The 14,658-nt window shown below is 47.5% G+C and carries 13 protein-coding genes; 8 read left to right on the top strand and 5 right to left on the bottom strand.

Annotated features, from left to right (window positions below; all coding sequences use genetic code 11):
* The first annotated feature begins 70 nt into the window (after positions 1–70).
* From katG to D1Z90_RS16795, 5 genes are all read left to right on the top strand, one after another.
* Entirely contained in the window at positions 71–2,248 is a 2,178-nt protein-coding gene (gene katG / locus D1Z90_RS16815; protein WP_119911955.1) for a catalase/peroxidase HPI, read from the top strand.
* 445 nt (positions 2,249–2,693) lie between these two features.
* Positions 2,694–3,917 carry an SPASM domain-containing protein gene (locus D1Z90_RS16810; protein ID WP_119911954.1) on the top strand — a complete coding sequence of 408 codons (1,224 nt, stop codon included), beginning with the start codon at positions 2,694–2,696 and terminating at the stop codon, positions 3,915–3,917.
* Positions 3,918–3,968: 51 nt separating this feature from the next.
* Positions 3,969–4,478, top strand: coding sequence for a hypothetical protein (locus tag D1Z90_RS16805; RefSeq protein ID WP_119911953.1), 510 nt, complete (start codon positions 3,969–3,971; stop codon positions 4,476–4,478).
* A gap of 172 nt (positions 4,479–4,650) precedes the next feature.
* Positions 4,651–5,412 (top strand): helix-turn-helix transcriptional regulator, encoded by a 762-nt coding sequence (locus tag D1Z90_RS16800; protein ID WP_119911952.1) that lies wholly within the window; start codon positions 4,651–4,653, stop codon positions 5,410–5,412.
* Positions 5,413–5,520: 108 nt separating this feature from the next.
* On the top strand, positions 5,521–6,177 hold the full coding sequence (locus D1Z90_RS16795; protein WP_119911951.1) for an NAD(P)H-dependent oxidoreductase: 657 nt from the start codon (positions 5,521–5,523) through the stop codon (positions 6,175–6,177).
* Between the two features lie 37 nt (positions 6,178–6,214).
* Here D1Z90_RS16795 and D1Z90_RS16790 read toward each other — a convergent pair whose 3' ends face one another.
* The 4 genes from D1Z90_RS16790 to D1Z90_RS16775 all read right to left on the bottom strand — a co-directional run bounded on the left by D1Z90_RS16790 (position 6,215) and on the right by D1Z90_RS16775 (position 11,022).
* The gene (locus tag D1Z90_RS16790; protein ID WP_119911950.1) at positions 6,215–6,973 is read right to left on the bottom strand and encodes an iron ABC transporter ATP-binding protein; all 759 of its coding nucleotides are present in this window, start codon (positions 6,971–6,973) and stop codon (positions 6,215–6,217) included.
* A gap of 14 nt (positions 6,974–6,987) precedes the next feature.
* The gene (locus D1Z90_RS16785) at positions 6,988–7,935 is read right to left on the bottom strand and encodes an iron chelate uptake ABC transporter family permease subunit (protein WP_119911949.1); all 948 of its coding nucleotides are present in this window, start codon (positions 7,933–7,935) and stop codon (positions 6,988–6,990) included.
* Complete coding sequence (locus tag D1Z90_RS16780) at positions 7,928–8,896, bottom strand: ABC transporter permease (protein WP_119911948.1); 969 nt, start codon at positions 8,894–8,896, stop codon at positions 7,928–7,930. The genes D1Z90_RS16785 and D1Z90_RS16780 overlap by 8 nt, the downstream gene beginning before the upstream one ends.
* Positions 8,897–9,024: 128 nt before the next feature.
* On the bottom strand, positions 9,025–11,022 hold the full coding sequence (locus tag D1Z90_RS16775) for a TonB-dependent receptor domain-containing protein (RefSeq protein ID WP_119911947.1): 1,998 nt from the start codon (positions 11,020–11,022) through the stop codon (positions 9,025–9,027).
* 366 nt (positions 11,023–11,388) lie between these two features.
* On the opposite strand from D1Z90_RS16775, the gene D1Z90_RS16770 reads away from it, so the two are divergent.
* The gene (locus tag D1Z90_RS16770) at positions 11,389–12,330 is read left to right on the top strand and encodes a siderophore ABC transporter substrate-binding protein (protein ID WP_198419244.1); all 942 of its coding nucleotides are present in this window, start codon (positions 11,389–11,391) and stop codon (positions 12,328–12,330) included.
* A 126-nt stretch (positions 12,331–12,456) separates the two neighbouring features.
* On the opposite strand, the gene D1Z90_RS16765 is transcribed toward D1Z90_RS16770, so the two are convergent.
* The gene (locus tag D1Z90_RS16765) at positions 12,457–13,272 is read right to left on the bottom strand and encodes a siderophore-interacting protein (protein WP_119911946.1); all 816 of its coding nucleotides are present in this window, start codon (positions 13,270–13,272) and stop codon (positions 12,457–12,459) included.
* A 222-nt stretch (positions 13,273–13,494) separates the two neighbouring features.
* On the opposite strand from D1Z90_RS16765, the gene D1Z90_RS16760 reads away from it, so the two are divergent.
* Both D1Z90_RS16760 and D1Z90_RS16755 read left to right on the top strand, forming a co-directional pair.
* The gene (locus D1Z90_RS16760) at positions 13,495–14,169 is read left to right on the top strand and encodes a flagellar brake domain-containing protein (protein WP_147378788.1); all 675 of its coding nucleotides are present in this window, start codon (positions 13,495–13,497) and stop codon (positions 14,167–14,169) included.
* Positions 14,169–14,621 carry a DUF1801 domain-containing protein gene (locus tag D1Z90_RS16755; RefSeq protein ID WP_232525282.1) on the top strand — a complete coding sequence of 151 codons (453 nt, stop codon included), beginning with the start codon at positions 14,169–14,171 and terminating at the stop codon, positions 14,619–14,621. The genes D1Z90_RS16760 and D1Z90_RS16755 overlap by 1 nt, the downstream gene beginning before the upstream one ends.
* Positions 14,622–14,658: the final 37 nt, after the last annotated feature.

The following is a 14,658-nucleotide window of genomic DNA, read 5'->3' as shown; positions in this document are numbered from 1 at the left end:
ATGCGTCGCTTTTGGTCAGGGACATCCTGGCGGCGAAACTACTTATTACCTTCATCTAAGGGAGTCTTAAATGACTGATCTAAAGAAAAGTTCCAGTGGTAAATGCCCAGTGATGCACGGTGGTGCTACCACCACACAAGCCAATAATACAGATTGGTGGCCAACGTCCCTCAACCTTGACATTCTTCACCAACATGACACCAAAACCAATCCTTTAGGGGATGCTTTTAGCTATCGAGATGCGCTGAAAAAGTTGGACGTGGAGGCGTTAAAGACGGACCTTAAAGCCTTAATGACAGACAGCCAAGATTGGTGGCCTGCCGATTGGGGACACTACGGCGGACTGATGATCCGCATGGCATGGCACTCGGCTGGCACCTATCGCGTGACTGATGGCCGTGGCGGCGCAAGCACAGGTAATCAACGTTTTGCACCGCTCAATTCTTGGCCTGATAATGCTAACCTCGATAAAGCACGCCGTTTACTGTGGCCGATCAAAAAGAAATACGGTAACCAAATCAGTTGGGCCGATTTGATGATTTTGGCCGGCAACATGGCTTACGAGTCTATGGGGCTGAAAACCTTTGGCTTTGCGTTTGGTCGTGAAGATATTTGGCATCCAGAAAAAGACATCTATTGGGGTGAGGAAAAACAGTGGCTAGCGCCAAGTGGCTCTGAAGGTTCACGTTATTCCGGTGAGCGGGACTTAGAAAACCCACTTGCAGCGGTCATGATGGGACTGATTTACGTCAATCCAGAAGGCGTAGATGGCCAGCCCGATCCATTAAAGACGGCTCAAGACATGCGGGTGACATTCCAGCGCATGGCCATGAACGATGAAGAAACAGTGGCGCTCACCGCGGGTGGTCACACTGTTGGTAAATGTCACGGTAACGGTGACGCTGCCTTATTGGGGCCAGAGCCTGAGGCCGCAGAGCTAGAAGAGCAAGGTTTAGGTTGGAATAACCACAGCAGTCGTGGCATAGGTCGCGATACCGTGACCAGCGGCATTGAAGGAGCGTGGACAACGCACCCAACCCAGTGGGATAACGGCTATTTTAAATTATTATTTGATTACGAGTGGCAGCTGACCAAGAGTCCTGCTGGCGCCCATCAGTGGCAGCCGATTGATATTAAAAAAGAGGATATGCCAGTTGATGTGGAAGATCCTAGCATTCAATATAACCCGGTGATGACAGACGCTGATATGGCACTGAAAGTAGACCCGGCTTATCGAAAGATATCCGAGCGGTTCCAGAACGACCCGCAACTATTTTCTGAAACGTTCGCACGCGCTTGGTTTAAGTTAACTCACAGAGATATGGGGCCTAAGTCTGCTTATATTGGACCAGATGTCCCTGCTGAAGACTTACTCTGGCAGGATCCTGTGCCAGCGGGGCCTCGCCAGTACGATGTGAAGAGTGTCAAAAAGCGCATTGCTGAAGCAGGCTTGAGTATCGCCGAAATGGTAGTGACAGCGTGGGACAGCGCCCGTACATTCAGGGGCTCAGACAAACGCGGAGGAGCCAATGGTGCCCGCATCCGCTTGGCCCCTCAAGCCGAGTGGCAAGCTAATGAACCAGAGCAACTCACCAAGGTAATAAATGCCTTAACGCCTATTGCTGAAGAGTACGGTATCAGTTTAGCCGATGTTATCGTATTAGCGGGTAATGTCGGGGTTGAGCAAGCGATCCAAGCAGCAGGTTTAGACTTTGTGGTGCCATTTACGCCGGGGCGCGGAGATGCGATTCAAGCCATGACCGATGTTGAGTCTTTTAGCGTGTTAGAGCCAAAAGCAGACGGTTTTCGAAATTACCTGCCGCAACATTATGCCGTGACACCAGAAGAACTGTTACTCGACCGTGCCCAACTATTAGGTTTAAGCGCCGTAGAAATGACGGTGTTGATTGGCGGGTTGCGGGTATTGGGTGCCAATTACCAAGGCAGTGAAGTAGGCGTGTTCACCGATAAAGTTGGCGTTTTAAGCAATGACTTTTTTGTTCACCTAACCGATATGGCGTACAGTTGGCAACCGACGGCGGGTAACCGCTACGACATTTGCGAGCGCGCCTCTGGTGAGGTGAAATGGCAAGCGAGCCGCGTTGATTTGGTTTTTGGCTCAAACTCTGTGCTGCGGGCATACGCTGAGTTTTATGCTCAAGACGACAATAAAGTAAGGTTTGTTAACGACTTTATTGACGCTTGGAGCAAGGTCATGAACGCTGACCGATTTGACGTAAACATCTAAATAGCGTGGCGGTTTTCCGTCCTTTAATTAAGCTTCCCCTGATGTCAAGCGCACCTGAAGTCTTTTCAGGTGCGCTTTTTATTTACCCTCTTTTAAACCACCCAATACGCCTGCATTTCACTTGGGTTAAGTGATGCCCTCACGCTCTTTTGGTACTTTTAAACACGTTCAAATTGAAAAAAGCGTTTATTCGCAGTGATTCTACTGCTCCTGTTTCAGGGCTCCTCGTTTAGCATGCTGTCAGATTAAGTTGCAGGTTAGGCTATTTGGCTCAGCCTATTGCGACTTAAAGGTGGCCACAAGTAAGTGTCCTCCTCAGCGGCGTTAAGTCTGGTAAATGTTGCTTGCCAAACTGGTAAATCTTCCAGTGCCACAGTGACAAGGACCCTTGTATCGTTAACGTATTGAGAGGCGCAAGCCAATCGATTTTGACTTGGAGTTCGTCATGACACTTGATCCTAGAGTACATTCATCACCGCGCATTCGGATGAGCGCAAACTTGCTTGAGCCGTGTTTGGATCCAGCCTCTCAGGCTGAATCGACGGCTTGTTTGAGTTGGTATGCCATGTCACCAGATTTGCTAGAACACTACATTAAAAGTTATATCGAACAGCAACATCACCACGAAATCGAGTTTGTTTGGCAGGGCGAAGAGCCAACCTTATTAGGCTTAGCTTACTTTAAAGACGTGGTGCGCTTACAGCAACAATATCGTCCGCCAGGCGCAGTGATTGTGAACCATTTGCAAACCGACGCGACGCAAATTACCCAGCAATGGGCACAATTTTTAGCCGCGCATGGCTTTTTTGTACAAGTGCAAATTAATGGTCCCATCAGACAGCATGCGTCGCCATCTGTGCCGGACAAAGCACTCGCTTTGGCCATTGAAGGGGTCGCCTTGTTACGTCACTACCAAGTGGTTTTTTCAACCGTCAGTGAAGTTAACCGTGAAAGTGCCGAAGCGCCATTAACCCTGTACCATTTCCTGCGCGATACGTTAGGTTCTACTCAGATGCATTTTGTGCCTGTCGTAAAACAGGCACAAGCTAGGTCGAACCCGAGTCGCAGCTTCCCTTTTGCTCAATGCGAAGCAATGCAATCACCCACAGACCCTTTGATGACGCCTGACAGCCTGTTACCTGGGCAGTGGGGAAACTTTTTGTGCACCCTGTTTGATGAGTGGTTTTACCATGATTTAGGAAACGTCAATTTGCCTTATGTGGCGGCTTGCGTTGAAACATGGATGGGGCAAGCAAGCCCGTTATGCACCCTGTCTTCCAGCTGTGGCAATAATTTATCTTTAACACGCAATGGTGACGTATTTTCTTGCCAGCAATACCAAAAGCCAGAATACAAGTTAGGCAATATTGCCCGCCAGTCATTAAGTCAAATGCAAACAGGCAGCCAACAAAAACTGTTCAGTCTTGCTAAAGAAGCCGGTTTACCCCATCAATGCCGTCAATGCCAGTATCTATTTACCTGTTTTGGGGAGTGCCCTAAGCGGCGAATTTTGCAAACCTTCGAAGGAGAGACCGGCTTAAATTACTTATGCCGTGGTTGGCACCAATTTTTCAGTCATATCGATCACCAAGTGTCGCTCATTATTAAAGCCATGGGCTATCAAGTCATTAAAAAAATCCAACCTGCTCGGTATCAAGGGAAGAAATGACGCTGGGTGGCGAGATAAGGGGTTAATAAGTGACTAAAAAGGTGGAGAAGTATGCATAAAAACCGAATTGTGGCTGCCGTAATGTGTTGTTTATCTGGGCTTAGCAGTCCTTTGGCGGTGGGCAGTGAAATAAAAATGGCCACCCGGGCGGTATTAACTCGGTATGAACACACCGCGTTTGCGCTTATGAAGCAAAGCTATCGTCATTATTTATCCTTGCACGGCAGATGCCAGGAGTCGGAGCAAGAAACAGAATGTGAGCAATCATTTACGCAAGCAAAGATTCATTACATGGCCACCAAAGCAAATTGGGACGTGATGCAATTGCTTGAACAAGCGAACAGTTATCAGCTGGCTCTGTCGCCTTCGGTGTATCCCTCGCTGGGACATGCCCTAAACGAATTAGGTTACCAGGTGAAAACGGATCACGTTAGTGAGCGAGCGTTGCTCAGCGCGATTGCCGATTGGAGTGAAGACCACGGCGTGCCAGAAACAGACCGGGTGTTTCTATTGCATTGGGTACTTATTCAGACCGATTGGTACGCCTTGCGCGTCGATTGATGAGCCTGTTTTTTTGCACGCCAATGGCGTCAACGAAGTGGAGTGAAAATGAAACACAGTAAACGCTTATTTTTAACCGTGGCGCTCATGCTTAGCGTCATGTTACTGAGCTTTTAGGCCCACGCAGTGATGCATACATGGGCGATGTCAATTAACAAAAGAGGTGACTAACATGAGCCAGCATCAAGGATTTATTATTGAGCAAATGAATGGCCTGCTGAACTGCGAAAAATCATGTTTGCTTGAAGCGGTTGAGCAAAGCATTAGCCGTTCATTACAGGTTTTTCCGTTTGATCGAATTACCCTTATTCCAGCGTCCAAGTTACAGCTAATAAGTAAGCAATACTTTTCAGCTCAGCGATATGATAATCAAAAGCTCGTTTTTGATTTCTACGTTAACCTTCAATCTGAAGCCGTTAATGAATATTTAGCAGGGCTATCGATTATCCGAGACTGGCGCTACTACAATGCGCTGAGTTTGCGGCAAAGCAGCAACACCATTTTACGAGCATTATACAAAGAAGGTTTTAACAGCCATTATACCTTGCCATTGACCATGTTTGGCGAACTACAAGGTGGCTTAGCCATTTCCACTATGACGGAGCAGCCTTGTCGAGCTGAATATTTACAAGTGATGCAATTACTCAGCAGAGCGTGGTTAATGTGTTGGCGAGAAGCTAAATTTAGCGCCAGTGTTGCCACTGATTATGAACAACGCCAAGCCGATAAAGTGAATTTAGAGAGTTTAACTCGGCGCCAACTGCAGGTTCTACGAATGATTGGCAGCGGCAAATCAAATCAAGTGGTGGCCGGTGAGTTAAACCTCAGCATTCGCTCGGTAGAGTCCCATAAATATCGCATCGGCGATAAGCTTAATTTAGCTGCCGGTGACACGTTAACAAAATTCGCTATGCGGCATAATATTTGGCAATAAATATACCAGTAATGATGCGAAACATGGTGCGAGTGAGGCATTAATCAACTAGAGTTATGTTGATTAAAAATCAACACTGTACGACCATTATTTGTCTAAGAGGCCATCATGACACACCCGATAATCCGTGATTTAAATGCCCGTTACACCACAAAAAAGTACGATCCAAACCAGCGCATATCAGACGAAGACATGGCGGTGATTTGCCAAGCTTTGCGGATGTCGGCGTCCTCGATTAACTCGCAGCCGTGGAAATTCATCATTATTGCTTCAGACGCAGCCAAGCAGCGTTTTCATGACACCTTTGCCAACATGTATCAGTTTAATCAGCCCCATGCTAAAGAAGCTTCCCATACTGTGCTACTGGCTTACGACCCGCATTTCACCAAGGATAAGTACGCTAAGCGGGTAGACGTAGAAGTGACATCAGGCCATTTACCTAAAGACATGTACGACAACATGATGGGCGCTTACGCGTTTGCCGAGGCTAATACCGATGCTCAAGGTAATAATGCCAGCTGGACCAAGGCACAAGTCTACATAGCGCTGGGTAACATCCTGCATACGCTGGCGCGCCTTGGCATTGACTCAACCCCCATGGAAGGAGTAGACCCTGACCTAATAGGCGAAGCCTTTAAAGATGAGCTGGACGGTCACGTTTGCCAAGTTGCACTGGCAATGGGTTATCATTTGCCTACCGCCGATTATAACCACGGTTTACCGAAAGCCCGCTTGGCTCTTAAAGACGTAGTGGTAACGTTATAATTGAAGGTTGCGTCTATTATTGAGTGCTCACGAATGACTAGCCGAAATAGACGCAAACTTTCTTGTCGCCAATATCATGAATTGCAAAAGGTATATCGTAAATCTGGCTCATCTGCTGCTCGGTTAATACTTCTGCCACGCTGCCTTGGCACACCACCTTACCTTGCTTCATCGCTACCAGGTTATCGGCATAACTGGCGGCAAAATTAATATCGTGAATAACAATCACAACGGCTTTGCCAAAGTCATGGGCGAGGCGGCGAAGCACTTGCATAATTTCTACTGAGTGCTTAATGTCTAAGTTATTCAGGGGCTCGTCCAAAAAAACGTATTCGGTGTCTTGGGCAACCACCATGGCAATAAACGCCATTTGCCTTTGACCGCCACTGAGTTGGTCTAAGTATTTGTGTTGCAACAAGGTTAAGTCTAATTTCGCCAGTGCATCATCAATTTTGTTTTCGTCTTCGGGGGTTAAGCGCCCTTGGCTATGGGGGAAGCGGCCAAAAGCCACCAGCTCGCGTACGCTAAAACGCATGTTAACATTGTTGGCTTGGCGCAAGACCGACAAGGTTTTTGCCAGTTCCGCGTTGTCCCAATCTTGCAAGGCGACGTTGGCGATACGAATGGCGCCATCATCCAATTTGGTTAATCTACTTGCCATCGAAAGTAGGGTACTTTTACCGGCGCCATTGGGACCGATAATCGCCGTGATTTTACCCTGTTCGAACGCCATGCTGGCTTCATTGACCACGCGTTGTGAACCATAGGTTTTATTGAGCTTGCTTAAGGTGATCACGTTATTCCCTCGTATCAGACCTTGTTTTTGTATAACAAATATAAAAAGTATGTCCCACCAACAAAATTGATGATGACGCTGATGGTAGTATCAAACCCGAGTACTTTCTCCACCACCCATTGACCGCTGACTAAAAGCAATACGGCTAATAACCCGCTGGCGATGATTAAATACTTGTGTTGGTGCCACTGAAATACTTGTCGAGTTAGACTGACAGTGATCAAACCAAAAAACAGCACTGGGCCAACCAAAGCAGTGGAAATAGCGACCATGACAGTAATGATAAACATGCAGCGTTTGACCATTTTGGGGCCGTTGACGCCTAAGCTGGTGGCATTATCCGGCCCAAGCCACAATACGTCTAACGTTGCGGCGCTGCGCAGCAGCCACCATAAGCAAAGTACTAAGGGCAGAGATACCCAATAGACCAGCGTGTCGTTCACGTTGTTGAAACTGGCAAACATCATGGCTTGTAACGTAGTGAATTCGTTAGGGTCGATCAGCATGATTAAAAAGTTGGCGCAGCTACTAAACACGCTCCCCAATACCACGCCAAGGAGTAATAAGGTAAATATGTCATTGCCTTTGCGGCTAAAATAAAAGTGGAACAAGGTCAGCGCCAAACCTGTCATGACTGCGCAGCTGATCAGAAAATTGATGATAGGATGAGCAATTACAACGCTGCTGGTGCCCCATAGCACCACTAATAAAGCTTGAATGAGCAAGTATAAGCTGTCGAACCCCAAGATGGAGGGCGTTAAAATACGGTTATTGGTGATGGTTTGAAACACCAATGAAGACGCCGAAATACATACCGCAGCCAATATTATGGCCAGCAGTTTGGGAATGCGCCGTGACAAGAAAAACTGATAATTGTCTAAGGTTAGGCCTTGACCGATAAATAGGGCCACCACCGCGCAGCAAGCCAACAATAAAGCAGTAAATTTATAGCGATTAGCCATGGCGTTTGTCCCTAAGGATCAGGTAAATAAACAAGGCGCCGCCGATAATGCTGATGATCATGGCGATGGGAATTTCATAGGGAAAAATAATGATGCGGCCGATGACGTCGCACAATAATACCAACACCACCCCCCAATATGCGGTCCATGGCAAAATACGTTTCAAATTGTCACCCATGATTAACGCCACGACATTTGGCACAATTAAGCCAATAAAAGGGATCACGCCGACCGTCATAACGGCAAGGGCAGCAATGGCGGCAACCAAAATAACGCCCAAGGTTACCAACCCTTGATAGTTAAGCCCTAGGTTAGTGGCAAAATGTTTGCCAACGCTGATGGCGCTGAATTGGCGCGCAAAATAATATGCAATAAAGCAAGCAGGGATGGCCAAAAACAACATTTCATAGTTGCCTTGCAAGACGCTGGCGAAGTTGGCCAAGGTCCAAGTCGCCATGGTTTGCACTAGGTCATATTTATAGGCAATAAAAGTGGAAATGGCAGAGATGACATTGCCGTACATGATACCGATTAAGGGCACGAGCACAGCGTTTTTAAATTGTAAATGCTGAATAAACCGCACCAATATTAAGGTGCCCGCCATGGCACATAAAAAGATGCTGCCAAAGTGCAGCCACAGGGCGTCACTGCTGATAAATATCATGCCTGCTACATAGCCCAACACGGCGCAGTCTATGGTGCCGGTTGTAGAAGGAGAGGCAAAGCGGTTTTGCACAATTTGTTGCATGATAAGACCGGCAACACTGAGCCCGGCACCTGCCAACACGATAGCCAAAAGGCGTGGAATGCGGCTGACGGTTAAAATTTGCCAAGCTTGCTCATTCCCCTGCCAAATGGCATGAAGACTGAGTTCGCTGGCGCCAATAAACAATGATGAGCAGGCTAAAAACGCCAACATCACGAGAGCGAAACTTGCCGCGAAACGGGGTGTAAAAGCCATATACGAGGAGCTGATATGCTTGATGGTGTTGTTTCCTGATTTTCAATTCGGTGATTGCAATTGCCAACGGACTGCAGCAGAAAAGGCGCACAAGCGCCTTTTCTGCTGCATCATGAATGTGACAGCAATTAGAATTTGTAGCTGGCAGACACGCGAATGTCGCGGCCGCGTTCATGAATACCAGACACTGAGCCCCAATCAGGAATAGATGAGTAATCACCTACGCTAGAATGGTCGCGGTAGTACTCATCAAACAAATTGGTCACGGTGAAGTTCAAGCTGAGAGAGTCATCCGACAGAGGCAGCCACTGGGCGTAAATATCGTGTACTTGGTAACCGGGTTTATCGATGGTTTGCACTTCATCTATCCAGCCAATATCTACGGCGCGATGTAATACTTCGATATTGTCTAAGTCGGCCACGTAAGTAAAGTTCCAGCCTAGCTCGATGTCTGGAGTGACGTTATAGGCTAAATTCAAACCAAAGGTATCACCGCGAGAGTTACCTAGGCCATTGTGTTCATAGCCTTCTACCGTGTGGCCATTGAGCTCACTGTCATAGCTGTTAAAGCTGGCCACTGCGTACAAGTCGCCATACCAGTATTCTGCTTTTAACTCATAGCCTTCAGTTTTTAGCTTGCCTACATTTTCGTATTGATGGCTGCCAATCGGGGTGTTAATAACGTTGTCTATGGTGCTTTGGAAAACCGTGGCAGAAGCGATAAAGTTGCCTTTTTGGAACTCAATGCCAACTTCGATATTTTCCACTTCTTCAGGTTTTAGGTCTGGATCAACCGCTTTGGATTCTAACGTAAAGGTATCACCAATTTGTTTACCACGCATCGCTTGGGCATAACCGGCGTTGAGCATCCAGTAATCGGCGAATTCGAAGTTAAAACCAATGTTTGGACTAAAGCCGTCGCTGTCTACGCTGACACCGGTCGCGTGTTGTTTCATATCATAACGGTCGTAACGCAGGCCGTAACTGAGTAAAAGAGAAGGGTGCAGTTGCCAATGGTCTTGCACGTATAAGCCCAACACGTCGCCGTCTTCTTTGACGTCACCAGTAGAGTCAGCCTCTAATGAGCCGGCTTTAGCTTCATCGCTGCGGTATTCTACGCCGTAAGTAACTGAGTGTTCAGCAATATCGCTTGTATTGCGAAGGTCAAAGCCGACACTTGACACCTTGCCTCGGTATTGGCCCCAGCGGTCGTAAATATCTTGCACTACTTCAGCTGTGGTGTGGTAAAGAGTGGTTTCAAGGTTGACGTACTGATTACCCAACAGCTGGTGGTTAAGGATAAAGGTATCACGCTCTAGCTCAAGGGGATAGAGAGTGGCATCTTCGGTGGCGGGCCAGTTTGGACGCTGAGCGAAGTCCCCCTCTTCAATGCGGTTTTCGTAACTAAAGGTTAAACTTTGGTTGTCGGTTAAATCGCCGTTGACTTTAAAAAAGCCCAGCTTTCGCTCTGACGCGGAGCCGGGGATATCATCACCGTGACCGTCTTGCATGATGTTATTGTCAACATAAGTGTAAGAGCCAAGCATGCCCCAGGTGTCTTTGATCCGGCCGTAAAAACTGCCGCCAGCACGATAACCATCATTTGAGAAGTAGCTGGCGTTGATCAAGCCGCCAATGCTTTTACCTGGATCCAGTAAATCGTCAATGTCTTTGGTTTTAAAACGAATGGCACCACCGATGGCGCCTGCGCCACTGGTTGCTTCACCCGCACCGGCTTGTACTTCGACGCTTTTGAGTAAGTATGGGTCAATTGATAAACGGCCCATGTGATGGAACAAGGTACTGGTTTGCGGCGCGCCGTCTACCGTCACATTAAGAAAGGTATCTTCTAACCCTCGAACATATATTTTTTGCGCAACGCCTAATGAACCGCCCACGGTGACAGAGGGAACCGTTCTAAAAATATCTGCCAAGTCATTGGCTTGATACTTTTTCAATTCTTCATCTGTGACTTCAAAATTGGTGAGCTCGCCCACAACCACTATGGTCTCTGGCGTGTTATCGGCCTCACGCTGTGCGGCTTCTAGCTGAGACTGACCATGAGCAAAGGGCGAAGCGAAGCAACTTGCTACGAGCAGTGCAAGGGGAGAATACTGGGTTTTCATGTTTGATTTCCGTGAGTCGAGCTCTATTTAAGGTGAGTGGCTACTACTAACAACGATCCATATCTTGTTGGTAATCATTATGCGGATGATATATATTATCATTCGCGTTGGTATGTTTATCAAATAGTTCGCCTACTTCCCACTTTTTCGGTAAATCTCTGCTGTTTTCGTGATTTACATCACCTTTGGGTGCGTTTTAATGGTGGTAACCCATGCAGAGTTCAAGGTTTTTACGCATTGAAAAAGCGGGTGTTTCTGCCGTTAATATAAGCGGAGCGGATGTCAGATAACGGCCTAACGTATACACGGCGAGCGCAAGTTTCCGTTTATCGCCAAATACCTGTGAGTACTTACAAGGATGCAACTATGAAGAGTTTTAATCGTGCCTTCGCTCGGGCCATGTTTTTATGCGTAATGCTGTTTTCTGCTAGCCATGGCGCAGTGGCAAGTGGCAATGACAATAGCGTGACAGTAACGCACATCGCCGGTAAGACCGAGATACAAACGATGCCAAAGCGGGTAGTGGTACTGGGGAATGCTGGGTTAGACATATTAGACCGCTTTGGCATTAAACCCGTGGGCGCATTACACAGCCTATTGCCCGCTTATTTAACCAAGTATAAAGCGGAGACCACCCATACTGGCAGCTTTCACGAGCCGGACTATGAAACCATATACCAGCTAAAACCGGATTTGATCATTGCTGAAAATAGAATGATCCATCTTTATGAAGACATTAGCGAAATCGCTCCCACCGTGGTGCTTTACGTGGACAATGGTCAGTATTGGCAAGATACCGAACATAACTGGCGTATGTTGGCGAAAATTTTTAATAAACAGACAGAAGTAGAAGCCAAAATCGCGACAATAACGGGTCAGTTTGAGGCCATTGCTAAGCAGGCCAAGGGGCAAAATCTCCGTGCCATCATGGTGATGAGCAGTGGCAGCAAAGTCAGTATTTACAATAAAGGCAGCCGTTTCTCTGTGTTGTTTGATGAGTTTGGCTTTAGCGAAGCCAAGACCAATTATGTCAACCCGATTAGAGGCATCCATGGCAACCTGATTTCATTTGAGTATATCGCCAATGCCAAACCCGATGTCATTTTTTTATTGGATCGCGAACAAGCCGTTGGGATTGGTCAAGGCAAGGCGCAAGCCAAGTTTGATAACCCTATGATTAATGGCACACCCGCGGCCAAAAACGGAAAAATTATTATGCTTGACCCTAATGCCTGGTATTTAACCGGCGGTGGCATGACCGCGACCGAGCACATGATTGCGGACGTGCAGCAAGTGTTTGTGCCTTAATGAACGAACCATACCCGGTGAATATCCAGTTCACCGGGGTAAAGAGTCAGGCCAGTTGCGGCGTAATTCATGGCGCGGTATCGCCAGTTTGGCCTCAGTGTTACTAAGCTGGCATTCATTGTTACCTTATCCCTGATGTGACCGGGTAAATTTATTGCGTAACAGATCGACTGCGCGGCTCAGTAAGTTGGGGCCATGCTGCTTATTGTCGGCATGTTTGAGCAGTTTGTGGCCATCTTCGGTGACGCCGTGTTTCCAGTAACTGCTAAGGTAAATGCGCTCTCGCGGCAATTGTTTGTCATTACGCAGGTATTGGCGCAGCGCACGCATGTCGTCAAATTCACACGCGACCCAAGCGCTAGCCTGACCTGCTAGCCAAGGTAATGCGGTCACCGTTTCCGGTAACGAGTCTGCTTCGGTTAGCCAAATTAGCTCTACGTTGGCAGGGGCGGTAATTGCCTGTTGATCGGCTTTATCTGCGACTTTTATCACCGCGTATCCTGTTGCATCGGCAGGTAAACGGGCCAATTTAATGCTCAGTGCTGGCAGCGCGGTCATGTCAGCGGCCATCAAAAACCAATCGGCAGGAACAGGAATATCACTAATCAACCCTGGGCCTACCACTTCAATGACATCGCCAATGTTGGCGGTTTGCGCCCAGCGCGAGGCAAGGCCTTCGGTGCCATGTTTAACCATGTCTATGCTAATGGTCGCATCGTGGGCTGAGAACAATCGAACGGTATAAGTGCGCATCATTGGCCGGGCTTGGCCTAAGTCACTCAAGTCGGTTTGTCCTTGCGGGGTAAACAGTAGCTTAATATAGCCACTTTCACACTCTGCAGGAAACGTAGTAAACGCATCAGCTTGAAGCGTGATACGTTGCATATTGGGGCTGATTTCAAGAGTTTGTAATACTTGGGCGTGGATGGTTTGACGTTTCATATTTTAATCTAAATGATTATTGTTATTGTTTGACTTTATCATGATTTTACGACTGAGTTAAGCCATCGCTGGGGTTTACTTTTGACTGGCGAATACAGCTGCGTGTGACGCGTTAGCGACGCGGCCACGCACAATGATTCAATATGGTTTATATTTGAATCACTGAGGCGACAAAGAGGCCACGTAGTGAGGCAAAAGGAAAGGTTACAGTCCAGGGAAGCTGTGATAGCGCATTTACAAAACCTGCAATCGGGTGACGTATTTGATATTCAATTTGTATCCCAGGGTGATGTTCGACTTAAAACGAGATTAGTGGGCTTTTTAGAAGGGCAGTACTTTGTGGTAAGCCTGAGCGGGCAAGCGAGAAAAGAGTATCGTGACGTCTTGGTAGAAGGCAACGGTTTGGTCGTTCGCGCAATGGCTGAGTCATTGGGCGGCGCATGCATCGCATTTAAATCTGTGGTCTCTGGCGTGGTCAGCAAGCCCCACGGTGTGTTGTTTTTTCACTACCCCAAAGTGATTGAGCTGATTAACTTGCGCCAGCAAACGCGCCTTGCCACACACTTACCCGTCGCCATTTTCGACGCCAGCGACACCCTCGAAGTCGGCGAGCCGCTGGCTGGCATTATTCATGATATCAGCCCAAGTGGCTGCCGTTTACGCCTTAAATGGTTAAAAAGTCAGGGTAAATTGCCGTTAACTCAGGTGCGTTTAGCGATCCAATTAGCCACGCGCGAGCAAGCTATGTCGGTGTTTGCCGTAGTCAAAAGTCAGCAGCACGACACTCATACTGATTTAAGCCTTGGCCTGAGTTTTATTGACCCCGATAATCAGCGTAGTTTTGCTCAACCTGAATTGGTTGAGATCTTTAAAAAATTGCAAATACCCGGCTACTGATGACAAATTTTCCCGATAAAAATGCCCAAGCGCTTGCCATCGCGTCGATGCCCACGGATGTTGCTGCGCACTTTTCGACTTTTCCTGCTCAAGCTTTGCCGCATTTATTGACGATCCGTCAGTGGCTTTTCGATATCAGCGAGCAGCAAGAACTTGGTGTGGTGAAAGAATGCTTAAAGTGGCAAGAGCCCAGCTACCAAGTGGCGCATGGCAGCCCAATACGACTGGATTTTAAACCCCGTCAGCCAGATAGCGTGAGTATCTTTTTTCATTGCCAAACGAAGTTGATTGATACCTTTCGACAGCGTTTTAGTGATTGCTTATTTTTCCATGGCAACCGCGCCATTGAGCTGCCTCTCAAGCAGCCTTTACCTAAGGCGCCCTTAATGGCTTGTTTGACCCTGGCGCTGACTTATCACCAAGTTAAACACTTGCCTTTGTTAGGTTGGTAGCGGCGCACTTTTCAGTTGGCTTCAAGACCCTATTTGG

The sequence above is a fragment of the Motilimonas pumila genome (assembly GCF_003596335.1).
In the GTDB taxonomy this organism is placed as follows: domain Bacteria; phylum Pseudomonadota; class Gammaproteobacteria; order Enterobacterales; family CBDFNC01; genus Motilimonas; species Motilimonas pumila.
This window is presented reverse-complemented; position numbering and strand designations above follow the sequence as displayed.